The following is an 18,199-nucleotide window of genomic DNA, read 5'->3' as shown; positions in this document are numbered from 1 at the left end:
ACGCTTCGCTTTGGAGTTCCCGTGGCTACCGATGCCGAGTCGCTGCGCTTCCTCGAGAGAGATGTCGAGGCCGGCAACAGGGTTGAGCCCGGCGGCGGCGCGCGTCTTCGGATCGGTCGAACCGCCCATGGAGGTGCCGCGGGCGGATTTGGATGCCGATATTTCCACCTTCTTCCGGTGCTTGCCTGCCTTGGAGGCGACCTCGCGCCGGCTCTCGAAAGCGGAGGATTCCGCCTCGGCCTCGAGCTGCTTCACCCAGTCGGAGACGTTGCCGGAAAGCGGCACGCCGGAAAGCGGCGCCTGCGGCGTTTCCTCGAAGCCGCTGGGTTGCTTGGGGGGATCTTTCGGAGACTTCTTGGGTTCCTGGGCCATGGCGGGGAATATGGAGAGACTCCGCTCGAAAGGGAAGGGGGAAGGAGTACAAAAGGGAAACGCGAGGCTGGTTTTCCGGGGAACTGCGGGCTCAGGATTCGCCGCTCGGCCGGTGGTCATCGCTCGAGGGCGTCGCGGCGCTTCGCACGAAGGCTATGAAGCCGCTTGCCGCCGTCAGGTCCGCCCGGCATCTTCCGTGCAGTGATTCGCTTCCCGCCCGAGGATTCCATGCCCTTCTCCATCAATCCCGCCTATATCTGGCCGGTGCTGCTGCTGCTCGTCTCCAATGTGTTCATGACCTTCGCCTGGTATGGGCACCTGAAATTCACCCATTCGCCGCTTGCCATCGTCATCGTCGCGAGCTGGGGTATCGCCTTCTTCGAATATTGGCTGGCGGTGCCGGCCAACCGCATCGGCCATGCGGTCTATTCGGCGGCGCAATTGAAGACGATGCAGGAGGTGATCACGCTCGCCATCTTCGTTGTCTTCTCGGTGTTCTGGCTGAAGGAGCCGATCGGCTGGCACCAGCTCATCGGGTTCGCGCTGATCGCGGCCGGGGCGTCGTTTATTTTCAAGGGATAAGCGCGGGGATTTTTGGCCGCAACTCTGCCCCTCATCCCCCTGCCGGGAGCTTCTCCCCGCGAGCGGGGAGAGGGCCAGTCCTCGGGTTAAACCCGAGGAGAGGGGCGATCTCAAGTCGAAGCGAATGTGGAAAGCCCTATTCCTCCGGGACCGGCGTCGGCTTCCCGTTCGCGTCGAGCGCCACCATCACGAAGAGGGCGTCGGTGACCTTTTCCATCACATGCGAGAGATAGCGCTGCGCCCAGGCCTCGACCTTCAGCGTCATCGAGGTGCGGCCGACCGTGACGATATCGGTATAGATGCAGAGCGTGTCGCCGATCTTCACCGGCAGGGCGAACGCCATTTCCTTGACGGCGGCGGTGACGACGCGGCCGCGGGCGCGCTCGGCGGCGCGGATGCCGCAGGAAAGGTCCATCTGCGCCATCACCCAGCCGCCGAATATGTCGCCGGCGGCATTGGCGTCGCCCGGCATCGCCAGCGTACGCAAGGTCAGTTCACCGTTCGGCTTGATCGCTGCGGTCATTCGGCCTGTCTCCGTTTCCCCCGCAGGTTTAGCGCAGGACAGCCGGCGCAGGGAAGAGGCTCCGACTGCCGCTGCAGCGATCGTCGATCCTGAGCCGATCCTAATATTTTGGGGGGTTCTGTTAGGACCTTCGCAAAACCCCGCTTCTATACTGCAGGCTCTAGCATATGTGGGAGACTTTCTCGTTGGAGGGGATGATGAAGAGATTTTCGATTGCCGCGCGGCTCTATGCGCTGGTGGCCATTGCGCTGCTCGCCATGGCCGCCGCTCTGGTCTTCGGCCTGTTCGAGGCCGACAGGCAGCTGGTGGCCGAGCGCAAGGCGATGCTTGCGGCGATGAACGACAATGCGATCGCGATCTTCGACTCCTACCATAAGCTGGAGGTCGCCGGGACGATGTCGCGCGAGGAAGCGCAGCAGCGGGCGCTCGAGGTGGTCAAGGCGATGCGCTATCAGGACAGCGGCTACTTCTGGGTCAACGACATGCATCCGACGATGGTGATGCATCCGATCAAGCCGGAACTGGATGGCCAGGACCTCTCCCAGAACAAGGATCCACACGGGAAATTCCTCTTCATCGAATTCGTCAAGACGGTCGAGAGCCAGGGCAAAGGCTTCGTCGATTACCATTGGCCGAAACCGGGCGCGGACGAGCCGGTGCTGAAATATTCGCATGTGGCCGGTTTCAAGCCCTGGGGTTGGGTCGTTGGCACTGGTGTCTATGCCGACGACCTCGCGGCGATGTTCCGCAACGGAGCCCTGGAGGTTGCCGCGCTTCTTGCCGCGGCTGGACTGGTGACTATCGCCGCGGCGCTGGCAATCGTTCGCAGCGTCGTGCGTCCGGTCGACAGGCTGAAGACTTCGATGCGGGCGATCGCCGACGAGGACCTTTCCGCCGAGGTTCCGGAAACTGACCGCGGCGACGAGATCGGGCAGATGGCGAAGGTGCTCGTCGTCCTCCGTGACTCGGTGAGGGAACGGCTGGATCTGCGCTCGCGTGAAGCGGAGCAGCAGGACCGGCTCGACGCCGAACGGCGCGGCAACGAGGAGCGCCAGCGCTCGGCGGCCGCTTCGCAGGCGGAAGCGATGGACACGATCGGCGCGGCCTTGGAGCGGCTGGCTGCCGGCGACCTCACCGCCGAGGTCGCGCGCATCGCGCCGGAATACGGCAAGCTAAAGGACGACTTCAACGCGGCCGTCTCTGCGCTGCGTGACGTCATCGGCGCCATTTCGCATTCGACCGAAGTGGTTTACGGCAGTGCCGGCGACATTTCCGAGGCCGCGAACAACCTGGCGCGGCGGACGGAGCAGCAGGCAGCCGCGCTCGAGGAAACCGCGGCCGCGCTCGACGAGATCACTTCGACCGTCCGCCATGCGTCGGACCGGGCGCTCGAAGCGCGCGACATGGTGAACGAGACGAAGGCGAGCGCGGCGAAATCCGGCGGCATCGTCCGCAACGCCGTCGACGCCATGGGGCGGATCGAGAGCTCTTCCAACCGGATCAGCCAGATCATCGGCGTGATCGACGAGATCGCCTTCCAGACGAACCTGCTGGCGCTCAATGCCGGCGTGGAGGCAGCGCGGGCCGGCGAGGCGGGGCGCGGCTTTGCGGTCGTCGCCCAGGAAGTGCGCGAACTGGCCCAGCGCTCGGCCGGCGCCGCCAAGGAGATCAAGGAACTGATCAACGCCTCGGTCCACGAGGTCGGCGCCGGCGTGGAACTCGTCCGCTCCACCGGCGACGCGCTGATGGAGATTGAAACGCTCGTCAATCGCGTGAACGAGCAGGTCGCCTCGATAGCCACGGCCGCCAAAGAACAGGCGACCGGCCTCCAGGAGGTCAACACGTCCGTCAATAGCATGGACCAGATGACCCAGCAGAATGCGGCGATGGTCGAGGAGACGACGGCCGCGAGCCAGATGCTGGCGCAGGAGAGCCGCGAGCTGAAGTCCCTGCTGCAAAGGTTCCATCTGCGGGAGCAGACCAGGCAGGCGGCCTACGGCAAGGCCGCCTGACAAAGGCTGCTGCCCATTCGAAAATCCGGCCCGCGTTCGAAAGGACGCGGGCTTTTTCGTCGGAGCCGAATTCGCAGGGAACCGGTTGTCACCTACCGTGTTCGGTTGGAGTGCATCCAAAAGTTTTATCAGAATGCCAGGGGCAACCGGGCCGAGGAAGAGGTCGGTCTCTAGCCCGCATTTCTCACACTCCTTGCGCCCTGCGTTGAATTGTGGCGAGTTGCATACGGGCGAAAGCCGCGAAAAGCGTAGCCCGTCAAGGAGTGTGAGAAATGCGGGCTAGCCCCACCGAGGAGGATACGATGTCGACCATTGGGCTTCTCGCGCCGCGCGGCGCCGCCATTCTGCTGTCGCTCGGCTTGCTTTCCGCCTGCACCGTGGTTGTGGAGGAGCCGCGTCCCGGGCCAAGGCCGTTGCCGCAGGTGTGTACGATGGAATATGCACCCGTTTGCGGCCAGCGCGGCGATCTCCTGCGCACCTTCCCGAATGCCTGCCACGCGCGTGTCGACGGCTTCCGTGTCGTGCATCGCGGCGTGTGCCGCGAGGATTTCCGCCCGGTGACGCCGCGGTTATGCACCCGCGAATACGCGCCGGTCTGCGCCGTGCGCGGCAGGCAGGCCGAGACCTTCGCCAATGCCTGCATGGCCCGTGCAGACGGGTTCCGGGTCGCCCATCGCGGCGAATGCCGGTGAGGCGCCGCCGCTCGGGAGGGCAGGTCTGCGGAATGAGGGGGGAAGGTTTGCAAGGCTTCGTTTACCCTGTTTGCATAAAGTCGGCCGAACTGTCAGTTTTTCGGCCGCGTGCCCGCCTGGCGACATAGCCGGCGTTCACCTTCGGGCCGTGGGGCGCATCGGCGGAGCGCAGAGCCTCGCCACGGACGAAGGCGGCAATGGGTATGGCGTATGTTTCTCTTCTCCACCGGCCCTTGGCGGCGCTGCTTCTCTCCGCTTCGCTTGTGGCCTGCACGACCGACGTGCTTTCCCCGTCTGCGAGGATCGATTCCGCTTCCAGGGTCGGGGCGATCAGATCGAGCCGCGTTCCGGCCAATCCGGAGCAGGAACTGACGGCTGCCTATCCGGCAAAGCCGGTTCCGTCCTTCAGCGGGACGGCGGATGCCGCAATGGAGGCCGATCCGGGCGGGCAGGGGAGGTTACCGATGATCGACAGCGATCCTCCGGCAGCGATGTCGGCAAGCGCCGGCCCGATGAGCATTCCGCCTGAAGGCGTGAACATGGATCCGATGCTGGGTGTCGAGCCGGTGGTCGGGCTTGCCGAGGAGCAGTCGAACCAGATCGCCGAGGGCGGGACGGCGCAGCCGGTGGTCGGCGGGATCGGCGAGGACACTGTGCGCCAGCTCGGCGGAACGGCGGCATCGCCGGCCCCACAGCAGGCGGAGCTCGGCTACGATCCCGACCTGCCGCCGCTGGCGCCTGCGCGGAGCCCGGCCGGGGCCGCAGGGACGATGCGTTCTCCCGTCCAGCAGCGACGCACGGAGGAGCCGCAGCAGGTGGCCTTCCTGCCGCGCGCCCGCAATCCGCTGGCCGCGCCGGAATATACCGGACGGATGCCGGCTTCAGAAATTGCCTGCCGGCAGCAACTGAAAAAGCTCGGCGTCGTCTATCGCGACCTGCCGCGCATCCATGACGGACCGTCCTGCGGCATCGACTATCCGATCGAACTCAGCGGCCTTTCCGGAAATATCGACGTGAAGCCGGCAGTGAGACTCAACTGCCAGGTCACAGCGGCTTTTGCGCAGTGGGTGAAATACGAGCTCGCGCCGTCCTCGCGCTATCGCTACTGGTCGGGGGTCAAGACGATCCGTCCGCTTGGCGGCTATTCGTGCCGCACGATGAACTCGCGGCGGGGCAATCCGATGTCCGAGCATGCGCGCGGCAACGCGATCGATGTCGGCAAGTTCGTGCTGAAGAACGGCAAGCAGATCGACGTGCGCAGGAAGGGCTTCTTCGCCTTCCGCGAACGCGGGCTCCTGAAGGCGGTGCGCGCCGATAGCTGCAAATATTTCCACACCGTGCTCGGCCCCGGCAGCGATCCGTTTCACAAGGACCATTTCCACTTCGACTTGAGGACCCGCAAGTCCGGCTACCGGCATTGCGATTAGTGAAGGTCGCCTAAGCCTGTGGCGAATCGCACCAGTGCGGATAAAAAAGGCCGGCAGGGTGCGCCGGCCGAAAGACCCGGAGCCTGTTTCAGGGGGAAGGCACCGGTGCAAATCACGGGAGCGAGGTCGCTCCAGCGGCTCAAAGGTGATTGAAAAGCATCACCGTTTCGTGACAGTGGTGGCCGCTCCATAACGGGCCACGTACGTTGCCCGCTTCAGCGCCCTGGGAATTTTGCATGCCGCCGATTTCGGAACTGATGATGTTCGCGCTGGCGCTGGCTGCGGCCGGTGTGGTTGCGGGCGTGCTCGCCGGCCTGTTCGGCATCGGCGGCGGCGCGATCCTGGTTCCGGTCTTCTATCAGGTCTTCGGTCTTCTCGGCGTCGACGATGCGGTGCGGATGCATCTGTCCGTCGGCACGTCGCTCGCGATCATCGTGCCGACATCGGTGCGTTCCTTCCTCTCGCATTACCGGCGCGGGGTCGTCGACATCGATCTCCTGCGCAACTGGCTTCTTGCCGTGCCGCTCGGCGCCGTTCTCGCCACGGTGATCGCGGCCTATGTCAGCAGCGAAACACTGCGACTGATCTTTGCGGTCATCGCGCTGGCCATCGCCTTCCGGATGATCTTTAACCGGGCAAGCTGGCGCATCGGCAAGGATCTTCCGAACAATCCGGTGAAGTGGCTGGTCGGCGTGGCGATCGGCGTCCTCTCCGGACTGATGGGAGTCGGCGGCGGGGTGCTGAACAACACCTTCATGACTCTCTACGGCCGGCCGATCCACCAGGCGGTCGCGACATCCTCCGGCGTCGGCGTGCTGATCTCGATCCCGGGCCTGTTCGGCTATGTCTGGGCCGGCTGGGGGGAGGCGGGGCTGCCGCCGCTTTCGACCGGCTTCGTCAATTGGATCGCCGTGGGGCTGATTATCCCGATCACGCTCCTGGTCGCGCCGGTCGGCGTGGCGCTCGCCCATGCCATGGGCCGGCGCCAGCTCGAGGCCGGCTTCGGCATTTTCATGACGCTGATCGCGTTTCGGTTCTTCTATAGCCTCTATGGCTGAGCAGATTGCGCGATCTTGACCAACGAATTGTGTCGCGGCGTCGAAGGCGACCCTTGTCTATGTGCCGTTGGGCGGGGCCGATAAGACTAGCGCACCAGCGATCGTGACGTCGGCGAAAGCCTCAGCACCTCGGTGGCCCGCCATGTGCGCTGGCTGATCTGCGGCTCGATTTCCTCCGTCCACTGCCTCGAGGCTGCCAGGGCGCCACGGTGGGTGGCGTAGGCTTGCGGCGTAGAAAACCGGAGAAGAGCCACAAAAACCGCTTCTCCTTGCCGCACCGGCAGCCTTGGAAAGGTGTTGGCGCTGTGTTCGCTCACGAAGGAGGCAGGGACAGTCGCTCCGCTTTCGAGAAGCGGCAAGCGGACCTTATCCTCGAAGAACGCGGCAAAAGCCTCCTCCTTGCCGGGAGCAGTGTAATGGATCGCGCAGAGAAAGATCGCTGACGACTGCGCAGTGCTGTCGGGGCGCGGCCGCTCGGCGGCTGGTAGCTGAAAACTCGAATCAAGTCGGGCGGGGCGTAGCAGCAGAACGTTGTCGGAATTGACCATTGTGCCGTTGGCGACGTCGCGATGCTTTGCCCAGACGGGTCCCCCGTAAAAGCGGCCGAGCGCTTCCGCTCGCGTTTCCATGTTCGCAAAGCCCCGCAGCCAAACGAAGCTGTCGGTTTCATCGAGATCACGGAATTGAGCCGCCACATGCATGCCGGCCTCCTCCTGTGTCTCCAGGAATTCTCGATCGAAGACATCGATCAGAGTTTCCCGCGCACCCGGATGGAGGCGGTACTGGCGGAGCTCGAAGACCTGGGCTGCAGCTGCGGTGTTTCGCATCGATTTCTTGCCTCCAAACAGGATGATTGTCCTGTTCGAATACAGGTCAGTTGTCCTGTTTGTCAAGCCGTGCTACAGAACGCACCGATGGCGAAACGTCTGAACAAGCGAAGATCGAACGATCCTGAAGGGGTAAGGAAGCGGATTGTCGACACCGCTTTTACCGCCTTCAGCTCGCGCGGCTACGGCGTTACCAGCGTGCAGGACCTGAAGGCGGCGGCTGGCGTAACAGGGGGAGCCTTTTCACATCACTTCCCGACCAAGAAAGAATTGGGGCTTGCAGTATTGCACGGCAACGTCGCCGACGCTGTCGAAGAAACGTGGATCAAGCCGGTCATGGAGGCCAAGACGGCATCCGCCGGCGTGGAAGCCATATTCGCCAGGATTATCCGAGAACTGGATCAACAGGGCTTTGTGTCGGGATGCCCGCTCGGCAACATGGTGAGCGAACTGGCCAGGCAGGATGACGACATGCGCAAGGCCGCAAGCACAATCCTAGAGAATTGGAGAAGAGAGCTTGCGCAAAAGATCCGCGCCGACCAACTCGCCGGCCACTGCGCCCATCTGGACGCCGAGACCGCGGCAAACTTCATAATCGCATCCTATTGGGGTGCAATGGCGATCGCCAAGGCAAGCCAAAATAGTTCCGCGCTCAAAGACTGTAGCCGGGAGCTGTTGAGATACCTCGAGCTCCGTCCAAGTCAGCGATCATGCCCTTAGTGACGCCGTTTTGACGAGAATGTGCGAGGTTTGCGCTTGCCAGCAAGGTCCGTCGGCCTTGAAGCGGGCGCGTGTCGGCGCCATTCTTCGGACGAGCGGCCGCCCGTGCTCTAATTCGTGCACTGGGGTCGAAGATCGGACCCGATTCCGGAAAGCGCGATGCACAAGTCTCAAAGACTGACACGCTTTGCCGGCGGCGCCATGCAATACCATATGTGATCGCGTTCTGGCTCGTGGCCGTGCGACAATTCCTGCTTTCAGCGCTCCGTTACAGGCACTGCGGTCAAATTGCCGCAGCTCTGCAACGGGCTTGTTCGGGAAGTCAATATACATTATATTTAAGTGTATATTGATAACGCAAAACGGAGGCACCAATGCCTGCAGCAGCAACTGCGAGACCGGATGTCAAAGGCTTCTACGAGGAGCGTACCGGCAGCATCCAATATGTGGTTTCGGATCCGCTGACCAAGCGTTGCGCCATCATCGACCCGGTGCTCGACTTCGACGAGAAGTCCGGCGCCACGGCGACGGTGCAGGCTGACCGGATCCTCGATTACGTGGCCGGGAAGGGGCTGACGGTCGAATGGATCCTCGACACTCATCCCCATGCCGACCATTTTTCGGCCGCCGCCTATCTGAAGGAAAAGACCGGGGCGCCGACGGGGATCGGATCGGAAGTGGTGCGCGTCCAGAGGCTGTGGAAGGGTATCTATAATTGGCCCGAGCTCGAAACGGACGGGTCGCAATGGGACCATCTCTTCGCCGATGGCGAGCGCTTCTCCGTCGGTTCGAACGCCGGGCAGGTCATCTATTCGCCGGGCCATACGCTCGCCTCCGTCACCTATGTGGTCGGCGACGCAGCCTTCGTTCACGACACGATCTTCATGCCCGACAGCGGCACGGCGCGTGCGGATTTTCCCGGCGGCGATGCCCGGCAATTGTGGCGTTCGATCAGCCGGATTCTCGCCCTGCCGGACGAAACCCGTCTCTTCACCGGGCATGACTACCAGCCGGACGGCCGCGAGGCGCGCTGGGAAAGCACGGTCGGCGAGGAGAAGCGCTCCAATCCGCATCTCGCCGGCATGACCGAGGATGCTTTCGTCGAATTGCGCGAGGCACGCGACAAGACGCTGCCGATGCCGAAGCTGATCCTGCATGCGCTGCAGGTGAATATCCGCGGCGGCCGACTGCCTGAACCGGAGTCGAACGGCGCGCGCTATCTGAAATTTCCCATCAATGCGCTGCAGGGCGCGGCATGGGACTGAAAGGAAGAGGCATGAGAAGTGTGTTGAAGATCCCGGAGATCTCTCCGGACATGGGCGAGCGGGCAGGCGAGGCGGCGACGCTCCTGAAGACGCTCGCCAACCACAATCGGCTGATGATCGTCTGCACGCTGGTCGAAGGCGAGTATTCGGTCAGTCAACTGGAAGAGATGCTCGGCATACATCAGCCGACGCTTTCGCAGCAGCTGACGGTGCTGCGTGAGGCCGGCTTCGTCGCAACGCGGCGCGACGCCAAACATGTCTTCTACCGGCTGACCGATGACAAGGCCGCACGGCTGGTCACGGCGCTCTACGACATCTTCTGCGGCGAGGACACGAAATGATGGCGACCTATGCCAGCGGATTGCTGGGTGGAATGCTGATAGGGCTCTCGGCCGTGATCCTTGTCGTTTCAAATGGCCGGGTGGCGGGTGTCAGCGGCATTGCCGGACGCCTGTTGCAGGGTGTGCAAACGGCGACCGGCACGGCCTTTGTCCTCGGATTGATCCTGGGTCCGGTTCTCTACCGCCTGTTCCTCGGCGAATGGCCGGCGGTCGTGCTGGTGGCGTCCTGGCCGATCGTCGTCGCGGGCGGCCTGCTGGTCGGCTACGGATCGCGCATGGGCTCCGGTTGTACCAGCGGCCACGGCGTCGTCGGGCTCGCCCGGCTATCGCGCCGGTCCATGGCGGCGGTCGGCACCTTCATGGCCACGGCAGTCGCAACGGTCTACCTGATGGGGTTCTTCCAATGAACAGAAATGCAGCTTGTCGCATTGCCGCGGCCCTGGTCTCGGGCGCGATTTTCGGACTTGGTCTTTCCATTTCGGGAATGCTGAACCCGGCCCGGGTGCGCGGCTTTCTCGACATCACCCGCGACTGGGATCCGACGCTCGCCTTCGTGCTCGCGGGCGCCGTGATCGTATCGGCCGCCGGCATGGCGCTCGTGCGCCGCATGCCAAGGCCGCTCCTCGACGATCGTTTTCACCTGCCTGAGACGCAGGTTATCGATCGGAGGCTTATCGTCGGCTCGGCGATCTTCGGCGTCGGTTGGGGCTTGGTCGGGCTCTGCCCCGGCCCGGCGCTGGCATCGCTGTCGCTGGGCCTGCCGGCCACCGTCCTCTTCGTCGCCGCAATGCTTGCCGGGATGGTGGCGCATGATCGCCTGCAGGGAGCGCGGCTATGGCAGCGGGTGTGACAGCTGCAATCGCTTCCGGTGGGCTCGTCGGTTTTTCGCTGGGATTGCTCGGGGGCGGCGGCTCGATTCTTGCCGTGCCGCTCCTGCTCTACGTGGTCGGCGTCGGCGGCACGCATGTGGCGATCGGCACGAGCGCCTTTGCCGTCTCGGCGAGCGCGCTGGCGAATTTCGCCGGTCACGCGCGAGCCGGGCATGTTTGGTGGCGCTGCGCCATCGTATTTGCCCTCATCGGCACATTGGGTGCGCTTGTCGCGTCCTCCGTCGCCAAGCTGGTCGATGGCGAGAAGCTGCTCTTCCTCTTCGGCCTCGTCATGGTGGCCGTCGGACTGGCCATGCTGTGGCCGCGGCGTGCGACGGACGGCGAGCCGCGTCCGGTCGATGCGCGGATGTGCTGGCTGACCGCGGCGGTGGCGTTGGCGACCGGTACGCTTTCCGGATTCTTCGGCATCGGGGGCGGCTTTCTGATCGTGCCGGGCCTGATTGCCGCGACCGGAATGCCGATGATCAATGCGATCGGCTCGTCGCTGTTGGCGATCAGCGCATTCGGCCTGGCGACGGCGCTGAACTACGCCGCGTCCGGCTTCGTGGATTGGAGGGTTGCCGGGGAATTCATCGGCGGCGGTATTCTCGGCGGTGCCGCAGGCATCGTGGCGGCGCGGCGGATGTCGGCCCGAAAGGGCGTTCTCAACCGGCTGTTCGGGGTGCTCGTCCTGTGCGTCGCCGGTTACATTCTGCTGAAGGGCACGGGCCGTGCCTGATCCGGGTCGCTGCCGGTTGACGGAGCGTCGCTGCTAAATTTGCCCGGGACGGGCTGAAAATCTCCGTGAATCGGCCCATATAGAAGCGGCACTCCCACCGTTTCCGGATCCATTTCATGGCGCCCATCGTTTCCGTTTCGAATTTGTCGAAGACCTATGCCTCCGGCTTTCAGGCGCTGAAAGGCGTCAGCCTGGACATCGAGGAGGGCGAGATTCTCGCTCTGCTGGGGCCGAATGGCGCCGGCAAGACGACGCTGATCTCGATCGTTTGCGGCATCGTCAATCCGAGCGGGGGCCGGGTGGCGGTCAATGGCTTCGATGTCGTGCGCGATTTCCGCCAGACTCGATCGATGATCGGGCTGGTTCCGCAGGAACTGACGACGGACGCCTTCGAGACCGTCTGGAACACTGTTTCCTTCTCGCGCGGGCTGCACGGCAAGAAGCCCGATCCCGCCCATATCGAAAAGGTGCTGAAGGATCTCTCGCTCTGGGACAAGAAGGACAACATGCTGCGCGAGCTTTCGGGTGGCATGAAGCGGCGCGTGCTGATCGCCAAGGCGCTTTCGCACGAACCGCGCGTGCTCTTTCTCGACGAGCCGACCGCCGGCGTCGACGTCAACCTGCGCAAGAGCATGTGGGAGGTCGTGGAAAGGCTGCGTGCCTCGGGCGTGACCATCATCCTGACGACGCACTACATCGAGGAGGCGGAGGAGATTGCCGACCGCATTGCGGTCATCAATGGCGGCGAGATCCTGCTGGTGGAAGACAAGGCGGCGCTGATGACGAAGCTCGGCCGGAAGCAATTACGGGTCGATCTGGCGCAGCCGATCGACAAGGTCCCGGAAACGCTGTCGTCCTACAGCCTGTCGCTCGAGGAAGGTGGGCAGCGCCTCATTTACGACTATGACACGAGCGCTGAGCGGACCGGCATCACCACTCTGCTCGCCGCGCTTTCAGAGGCGGGGATCAGGCTCAGGGATATCTCGACGCATCAGAGTTCGCTCGAGGATATTTTCGTGGAAATCGTGGAGGCGGGGCAATGAACTTCGAGGCGGTCAAGTCCATCTATTTCTTCGAGATGGCACGTACGCGCCGCACGCTTCTGCAGAGCGTGGTGTCGCCGGTGATTTCCACCTCGCTCTATTTCATCGTCTTCGGGGCAGCGATCGGCGAACGGATCCAGCAGATCGACGGCGTCTCCTACGGGGCCTTCATCACACCGGGTCTGATGATGCTGACGCTCCTCACGCAGTGCGTCGGCAACGGTTCCTTCGGCATCTACTTCCCCAAATTCACCGGCACGATCTACGAGGTCCTGTCCTCGCCGATCTCCATGATTGAAATCGTGCTCGGTTACGTCGGAGCGGCGGCTACCAAGGGGCTGATGATCGGCACGATCATTCTCGCGACTGCATCCCTCTTCGTCGATCTCAGTATCGCCCATCCGGTCGCCATGCTGTTCTTCTTCGTGCTGACGGCAATAACCTTCAGCCTGTTCGGCTTCATCATCGGCATCTGGGCGAAGGACTTCGAGCAGTTGAACCTCATCCCGATGCTGGTTGTCCCGCCGCTCGTCTTTCTCGGCGGCAGCTTTTACTCGATCGACATGCTGCCGCCCTTCTGGCAGGCCGTCAGCCACTTGAACCCGGTGCTCTACCTGATCAGTGGCTTCCGCTGGAGCTTTTTCGAAGTCTCCGACGTCAGCCCGCTCGCGAGCGCGGCGATCATTCTCACGTTTCTGGCGCTCTGCCTGTCGGTTCTGACCTGGATCTTCCGGACAGGCTACAGGCTCAGGAGTTGACAACGATGGCGAGCCCGACGGAGTCGCTGGGCTCCTCTCGGGCGGCATCTGAAAACTAAACTCAATTTAGAAGAGTCCGATCATGAGGCGCCGGTATTCCGCTTCCGGCTTGCCGTAGGCGTCCCGCGCGAATTCTTCGAGGGCTGGCCGGTTCCGGATGATGATCTGCCCCCGCAGAGAACGAATGAACCCGTTTCCTTCGAGAATGTGCAATGATGTCGTGACACTCGGCCGACGGACTGCCAGCATTAGCGAGATGAATTCGTGCGTGAGCGGGATTTGGTCGCCGGGCACCCGGTCGTGGCACATGAGGATCCAGCGGGCGAGCCTCTCATCGACACCATGGACCGCGTTTGAGACCGCTGTGTAAGTGAGCTGGATCGAGAAAGCCTCAATGCACCGGATCATCACCCGGTTGAAGTTCCTGTTGTGCTCCATGCCGCGGCGGAACGACGCGAAATTCATCCTGTAGGCATCCCCGCCGATTTGCATGATCACGTCATGCGCGCTGAGCTCCACGCCTGTGGCAGCCGAAGTCGGAACGTATCCTTCGCTGCCGAAAATGCCGGCCTCGGCCTTGTTGCTCTCGGGTGTGGTGGCAACAAGCGAGCCAATCCCGGATGTGAGATAGTAGATATGATCAATGGGTTCGCCCGCTCTTGCCAGAAACGCACCGCGCGACAGATCGACATATTGGAGATCGGATGCGATCTGGCTGTAGTCCGCCTCGGGGAGCATCGCCAACAGCTGATTGCGCATCGGGCTCGGCAAAGACGGCGTCATCAGTTTTGCCCCTTCTGGAGCGAGGACCAGTTGCCCCTCTGTCGCTCGCGGCTGCTCGCGAGGCGATTGTTTCACAATAGCATGGTCGCGGTTCGCCGCCCATTCCTTGCACCGGGTTGCAACTGCAGCTCCTGATCGGCGGTCTTTTCCTGGTGACGATGCCTGCGTACGGTATTGGACGCTTATCACCAGAAACTCCTGAAAGACTCGCGATTTTGCCGAAGCGGCGTAGAGTGACCATGCTACCCGTCCGGTAGCGGCCCACAAGGAGTTGGGATGACAGCCGCTCAAGATTTCACGTTCGATCCGATCGGTCCCAATGAGCTGGAACTGATCGATAAGATTTTCCAGGTGGAACTGCAGGTGCGGAGGATCTCGCGCAAGTGCGCTGAAGCCGAAGCCCTCGCTGCAAGGCTGATCCACGCCTATCAGTCCGGGATTCGCAACGCCGACGCGTTGAGCGCCCTGGCGAGGTCGAACCGTCACCACCGCACCGGCTACCACCACCGCACCGACCGATTGTGATCCGCCGAAACCTACTGCCGTTGGTATCAGTCCTTCAGCCGCAATTCGTCGCTTCGCATCTGCAGAAAGTCGAGACTGGAGAGAAAACTCATCCCGAGCAGACTGCGGTCGAGCCTGCTCTCGGCTGCCACCATGGCACGGACATTCGTTCGCACGATCGGGCCGATCGCGATTTCCTTCAGGACCACCGGGGCGGCAAGGGCAGGCCCGTTCGCCGTCATCACCGTGACGGTATAGGCGAGATTCTCCGGATCGAGGCCGATCCTCTGGGCGTCTCGGTAGGTGAGTGCGATGCTGCTTGCTCCGGTGTCGACGATCATGCTGACCGGCTGGCCGTTGACCGTCATATCGGCCTGGAAGTGGCCGTCGATCCGCTTCTGGAGCACGACTTCCGACTGGCCCTCGCTGTCCGTGACCACCATGGTCCGGCCAGGTACGAGGCCGGAGAGAACCCGATCGCCGAAGGACTGCAGGTCGTAGCGGTAGACATAGGCCGAGGCGAGCCCGAGGGCGATGAGGATCCAGATGGCCAAAAGGCGCACTGCCTCGCCGAAGTGCTGCCGGCCGCGCAGCACGGCGGCGCTCAGCAGAGTCGCCAGCGCCGCAAGCGCGACGAGCCTGCCGAAGTCGTCATTGTTCATGCCGAGGGTCTGGCCGCTATCGTGATTGAAGATCAGCAGGGCGAGGCCGATGCCCAGAATCGCCAGCAGAAGCGTCAGACGGTTCATGCGCCACTTCGTTCCCGCGCCAGCCGCGTTCGGCGCGTTTCCCGCCGCGGCTTGCGCTCCACGCTTTCAAGTCGCTGAGGCAGCATCTGCATGATGCTGTGCCGCTCGGCGTCGGTATAGAGCGTCCAGGAGCCGATTTCGTCCCGCGTCCGCCCGCAACCGAAGCAGTAGCCGGTCCTATCGTCGATCGAACAGACGAGAATGCAGGGAGATTCCATTGTCTTGGCTGCTCTTCTTGGTTTCCTTGGAAATTATATCAGTGTTTCAGAGCGCCAGCGCAAGGGCGCCGAAAAGGGCGATCTCGGCCAATTGCTGGGTGGCGCCGATCGTGTCGCCGGTGTGGCCGCCGAGCTTGCGCGCGGCGATTTTGCCGAAAACCGGCACCACAAGGCCGAAAGCGGCAAATGCAAGCAATACCGCCACGAACGGAATGCCGGCCGCGAAAAACATGAGAAGCGCGAGAACCGGTCCGGAGACGAGCGCAGTTGTCGTCGCCTGCGGTTCGGGCATGCCGGCCGAGGCGGCAACGCCGTCACGTCTCGCCGGCGGCAGGCGCGACCAGTGCCAGACCATGGCCGTGCGGCTGAGCGCGGCGGTGCCGAGGAGCGCAAGCGCCGCGCCGATGGGCGACAGCAGCGGCAGGAAGGCGGCAAGCGCCGAAACGCGAAGGCCGAAGGAGAGGATAAGTGCCACCGCACCATAGGTGCCGACACGGCTGTCCTTCATGATCGCCAATGCGCTTTCCCGATCGCGGCCGCCGCCGAGGCCGTCGGCCGCATCTCCAAGGCCGTCCTCATGCAGCGCCCCGGTGACGAGCACCTGAACGCCGACGAGGAGGAAGGTCGCGAAGAGGGCGTTTGCCTGTAGGAACACCAGCAATGCTGCGGCGAGGGCCGCGGGGAGGGTAATCAGGATTCCGGCGAGCGGGAAGGCGCGCACCGCGCGGCTCAGCCGGCCATCATGGCCGACGAAATGGCGATGCGGCATGGGCACACGGCTCAAGAAGGCCACCGCTCGTGCCACGTCGTCGCAAAGATCGCCAAGTCTGGTCATTGTCCCCTCCTACTGCATGTCTCCTTTAATCGACCTCGATTCAAGGACAAGAACATGCAGCAATTCAAAGTGCTACAGCGACCTTTACGCGTCTGATAAGACGCGCGGCGCTGTAGGGACCATTGGGCAACGCCGAATCGCCCATCCTTTGCCGGATCATGCTCCGGCGACAGCGTCTTGCGCAAATGACGTTGCCGGACAAGCCCGGAGCCTCTATGAGGTGCGGCTGACAAAGCTTCGGACATGCGAAGGATTCCCCATGAGTGCCAGCGGCCTGCCGTTTGATGATTTCCGTGAATTGTTGCGCAACCTGCCCGGACCGGATACGGCGGCGCTCGTCGCGGCGCGCGAGCGGGACGCGCAGCTGACGAAACCGCCGGGCGCGCTCGGGCGTCTCGAGGAAATCGCCTTCTGGCTCGCCGCCTGGACCGGCCGTCCTCCGGCCGTCAATCGGCCGCTGGTCGCGATCTTTGCCGGCAATCACGGCGTCACGAACCAGGGCGTGACCCCGTTTCCGTCATCTGTGACGGCGCAGATGGTGGAGAATTTCGCTGCCGGCGGTGCGGCGATCAACCAGATCTGCGTCAGCCACGATCTCGGCCTGAAGGTCTTCGATCTGGCGCTGGAATATCCGACCGGCGACATCACCGAGGAAGCGGCGCTTTCCGAGCGCGATTGCGCCGCGACCATGGCCTTCGGCATGGAGGCGATCGCCGGCGGCACGGACCTGCTTTGCATCGGCGAGATGGGCATCGGCAACACGACGATTGCCGCCGCCATCAATCTCGGTCTCTATGGCGGCAGCGCTGAAGAGTGGGTCGGTCCCGGGACCGGCTCCGAGGGCGAGATCCTGCAACGCAAGATCGCGGCGGTCGAAAGGGCCGTGGCATTCCACCGCGACCATCTCTCCGATCCGCTCGAACTGCTGCGACGGCTCGGCGGGCGCGAGATCGCGGCGATGGCGGGCGCCATCCTCGCTGCCCGCATGCAGAAGGTTCCGGTGATCATCGACGGCTATGTCGCCACGGCCGCGGCGGCCGTCCTCAAGGCAGCGAACCCTTCGGCGCTCGACCATTGCCTGATCGGCCACGTGTCGGCGGAACCAGGGCATATCCGGGCCATCGAGAAGCTCGGCAAGACGCCGCTGCTCGCGCTCGGAATGCGGCTCGGAGAAGGCACCGGTGCGGCGCTCGCCGCCGGCATCGTCAAGGCGGCTGCCGCCTGCCACGGCGGCATGGCGACCTTCGCGCAAGCCGGCGTCAGCAACAAGAGCTGAAGCCTGGGCGATTCTGTCGATCGGCTGTCGGCCATGCTATGCTCATGCTTGTCGCACTTGATGCGGGGCGTCTTCTCGCCTATCGGAAGAGGGCGTTTCGCGCCGGGACGGTGAGCGGATGAAGCCGCCTGCAATGCCTCAACGCAATGCGAACGCTTAAGAAGGTTCGAAGCTCGTCGAGACGAAATGGACGCGAAGAACACAGTCCCACCCAGCGGCCGGACCGCTCCGATCAGCAAGCAAACCGGCATCCGGCATCTCCTTGCTGCTGCGAGCTATTCCTTTGGCGGCGCGAAGCGGCTGATCGGTGAGGCGGCCTTCCGGCACGAGCTCATCGCCTTTGCGGTTGCCATGGTCGCTTTTGCCATCGCCGGTGCGAACCTCTTTCAATACGTCGCTATGGCGATCCTCTTCCTGCTGATGATGGCCTTCGAGGCGATCAATACGGCGATCGAAGAAATCGTCGACCGCGTCTCGCCGGAGATATCCGACATGGGCAAGCACGCCAAGGATCTCGGCTCCTTCGCCTGCCTCTGCCTGATCGTCGCCAATGCCACCTACGCCTTCTACGTGGTGTTCCTGGCTCGGCTGCTGAGCTGAGCGCGC

General features: G+C 63.3%; 21 protein-coding genes and 2 pseudogenes. 16 read left to right on the top strand and 7 right to left on the bottom strand.

The window, feature by feature from the left end; genetic code table 11:
- Nucleotides 1-36: 36 nt before the first annotated feature.
- Nucleotides 37-372, bottom strand: a pseudogene (locus tag EKH55_RS30255) (excinuclease ABC subunit UvrB); the annotation flags it as partial.
- 228 nt (nt 373-600) lie between these two features.
- On the opposite strand from EKH55_RS30255, the gene EKH55_RS08680 reads away from it, so the two are divergent.
- A complete protein-coding gene (locus EKH55_RS08680; RefSeq protein WP_151611354.1) occupies nt 601-954 on the top strand; it encodes a DMT family protein in 354 nt (117 codons plus the stop codon).
- Between the two features lie 136 nt (nt 955-1,090).
- On the opposite strand, the gene EKH55_RS08675 is transcribed toward EKH55_RS08680, so the two are convergent.
- Nucleotides 1,091-1,477 (bottom strand): acyl-CoA thioesterase, encoded by a 387-nt coding sequence (locus tag EKH55_RS08675; protein WP_069458373.1) that lies wholly within the window; start codon nt 1,475-1,477, stop codon nt 1,091-1,093.
- A gap of 197 nt (nt 1,478-1,674) precedes the next feature.
- On the opposite strand from EKH55_RS08675, the gene EKH55_RS08670 reads away from it, so the two are divergent.
- The 4 genes and pseudogenes from EKH55_RS08670 (at nt 1,675) to EKH55_RS08655 (ending at nt 6,666) form a co-directional block, all read left to right on the top strand.
- The gene (locus EKH55_RS08670; RefSeq protein ID WP_151611967.1) at nt 1,675-3,489 is read left to right on the top strand and encodes a methyl-accepting chemotaxis protein; all 1,815 of its coding nucleotides are present in this window, start codon (nt 1,675-1,677) and stop codon (nt 3,487-3,489) included.
- Between the two features lie 302 nt (nt 3,490-3,791).
- Nucleotides 3,792-4,178: pseudogene (locus EKH55_RS08665) on the top strand (Kazal-type serine protease inhibitor domain-containing protein); the annotation flags it as partial.
- Nucleotides 4,179-4,384: 206 nt separating this feature from the next.
- Nucleotides 4,385-5,608, top strand: coding sequence for an extensin-like domain-containing protein (locus EKH55_RS08660; protein WP_151611352.1), 1,224 nt, complete (start codon nt 4,385-4,387; stop codon nt 5,606-5,608).
- 236 nt (nt 5,609-5,844) lie between these two features.
- Nucleotides 5,845-6,666 carry a sulfite exporter TauE/SafE family protein gene (locus tag EKH55_RS08655; RefSeq protein ID WP_069458374.1) on the top strand — a complete coding sequence of 274 codons (822 nt, stop codon included), beginning with the start codon at nt 5,845-5,847 and terminating at the stop codon, nt 6,664-6,666.
- A gap of 86 nt (nt 6,667-6,752) precedes the next feature.
- On the opposite strand, the gene EKH55_RS08650 is transcribed toward EKH55_RS08655, so the two are convergent.
- Nucleotides 6,753-7,493 (bottom strand): NIPSNAP family protein, encoded by a 741-nt coding sequence (locus EKH55_RS08650; protein ID WP_069458375.1) that lies wholly within the window; start codon nt 7,491-7,493, stop codon nt 6,753-6,755.
- 87 nt (nt 7,494-7,580) lie between these two features.
- On the opposite strand from EKH55_RS08650, the gene EKH55_RS08645 reads away from it, so the two are divergent.
- From EKH55_RS08645 to EKH55_RS08610, 8 genes are all read left to right on the top strand, one after another.
- Nucleotides 7,581-8,213, top strand: a complete 633-nt coding sequence (locus EKH55_RS08645) for a TetR/AcrR family transcriptional regulator (RefSeq protein ID WP_069458612.1) — start codon at nt 7,581-7,583, stop codon at nt 8,211-8,213.
- A gap of 374 nt (nt 8,214-8,587) precedes the next feature.
- A complete protein-coding gene (locus tag EKH55_RS08640; RefSeq protein WP_069458376.1) occupies nt 8,588-9,478 on the top strand; it encodes an MBL fold metallo-hydrolase in 891 nt (296 codons plus the stop codon).
- A gap of 11 nt (nt 9,479-9,489) precedes the next feature.
- The gene (gene bigR, locus EKH55_RS08635; protein ID WP_069458377.1) at nt 9,490-9,819 is read left to right on the top strand and encodes a sulfite-sensing transcriptional repressor BigR; all 330 of its coding nucleotides are present in this window, start codon (nt 9,490-9,492) and stop codon (nt 9,817-9,819) included.
- Nucleotides 9,819-10,226 carry a YeeE/YedE family protein gene (locus EKH55_RS08630; RefSeq protein WP_151611966.1) on the top strand — a complete coding sequence of 136 codons (408 nt, stop codon included), beginning with the start codon at nt 9,819-9,821 and terminating at the stop codon, nt 10,224-10,226. Before bigR ends, EKH55_RS08630 begins: the two co-directional genes overlap by 1 nt.
- Nucleotides 10,223-10,669, top strand: a complete 447-nt coding sequence (locus EKH55_RS08625; RefSeq protein WP_069458379.1) for a YeeE/YedE family protein — start codon at nt 10,223-10,225, stop codon at nt 10,667-10,669. The genes EKH55_RS08630 and EKH55_RS08625 overlap by 4 nt, the downstream gene beginning before the upstream one ends.
- Nucleotides 10,654-11,427 carry a sulfite exporter TauE/SafE family protein gene (locus EKH55_RS08620; RefSeq protein ID WP_151611351.1) on the top strand — a complete coding sequence of 258 codons (774 nt, stop codon included), beginning with the start codon at nt 10,654-10,656 and terminating at the stop codon, nt 11,425-11,427. The genes EKH55_RS08625 and EKH55_RS08620 overlap by 16 nt, the downstream gene beginning before the upstream one ends.
- A gap of 116 nt (nt 11,428-11,543) precedes the next feature.
- Complete coding sequence (locus tag EKH55_RS08615) at nt 11,544-12,470, top strand: ABC transporter ATP-binding protein (protein ID WP_151611350.1); 927 nt, start codon at nt 11,544-11,546, stop codon at nt 12,468-12,470.
- On the top strand, nt 12,467-13,228 hold the full coding sequence (locus EKH55_RS08610; protein WP_069458382.1) for an ABC transporter permease: 762 nt from the start codon (nt 12,467-12,469) through the stop codon (nt 13,226-13,228). Before EKH55_RS08615 ends, EKH55_RS08610 begins: the two co-directional genes overlap by 4 nt.
- Before the next feature lie 66 nt (nt 13,229-13,294).
- On the opposite strand, the gene EKH55_RS08605 is transcribed toward EKH55_RS08610, so the two are convergent.
- Nucleotides 13,295-14,011: a Crp/Fnr family transcriptional regulator gene (locus EKH55_RS08605; protein ID WP_069458383.1), complete on the bottom strand. Its 717-nt coding sequence runs from the start codon at nt 14,009-14,011 to the stop codon at nt 13,295-13,297.
- Between the two features lie 276 nt (nt 14,012-14,287).
- On the opposite strand from EKH55_RS08605, the gene EKH55_RS08600 reads away from it, so the two are divergent.
- A complete protein-coding gene (locus EKH55_RS08600) occupies nt 14,288-14,536 on the top strand; it encodes a hypothetical protein (RefSeq protein WP_069458384.1) in 249 nt (82 codons plus the stop codon).
- Between the two features lie 26 nt (nt 14,537-14,562).
- Here the strand turns inward: EKH55_RS08600 and EKH55_RS08595 are convergent, their stop codons facing one another.
- Genes EKH55_RS08595 through EKH55_RS08585 form a run of 3 tightly spaced genes read right to left on the bottom strand, consistent with a single transcriptional unit; the run spans nt 14,563 to nt 16,317 of the window.
- Nucleotides 14,563-15,264 carry a TIGR02281 family clan AA aspartic protease gene (locus EKH55_RS08595; RefSeq protein ID WP_151611349.1) on the bottom strand — a complete coding sequence of 234 codons (702 nt, stop codon included), beginning with the start codon at nt 15,262-15,264 and terminating at the stop codon, nt 14,563-14,565.
- Nucleotides 15,261-15,482 (bottom strand): DUF1289 domain-containing protein, encoded by a 222-nt coding sequence (locus EKH55_RS08590; RefSeq protein WP_069458386.1) that lies wholly within the window; start codon nt 15,480-15,482, stop codon nt 15,261-15,263. The genes EKH55_RS08595 and EKH55_RS08590 overlap by 4 nt, the downstream gene beginning before the upstream one ends.
- Before the next feature lie 46 nt (nt 15,483-15,528).
- Nucleotides 15,529-16,317 (bottom strand): adenosylcobinamide-GDP ribazoletransferase, encoded by a 789-nt coding sequence (locus tag EKH55_RS08585; protein ID WP_069458387.1) that lies wholly within the window; start codon nt 16,315-16,317, stop codon nt 15,529-15,531.
- Nucleotides 16,318-16,576: 259 nt separating this feature from the next.
- On the opposite strand from EKH55_RS08585, the gene cobT reads away from it, so the two are divergent.
- On the top strand, nt 16,577-17,593 hold the full coding sequence (cobT, locus tag EKH55_RS08580; protein WP_069458388.1) for a nicotinate-nucleotide--dimethylbenzimidazole phosphoribosyltransferase: 1,017 nt from the start codon (nt 16,577-16,579) through the stop codon (nt 17,591-17,593).
- A gap of 186 nt (nt 17,594-17,779) precedes the next feature.
- Nucleotides 17,780-18,193, top strand: a complete 414-nt coding sequence (locus tag EKH55_RS08575) for a diacylglycerol kinase (protein WP_069458389.1) — start codon at nt 17,780-17,782, stop codon at nt 18,191-18,193.
- The last annotated feature ends 6 nt before the right edge of the window (nt 18,194-18,199 follow it).

The organism is Sinorhizobium alkalisoli (assembly GCF_008932245.1).
GTDB classification, from domain to species: Bacteria; Pseudomonadota; Alphaproteobacteria; order Rhizobiales; family Rhizobiaceae; genus Sinorhizobium; species Sinorhizobium alkalisoli.
Note: the sequence above shows the minus strand (reverse complement) of the source record. Positions and strands in the feature narration are given on the sequence as shown.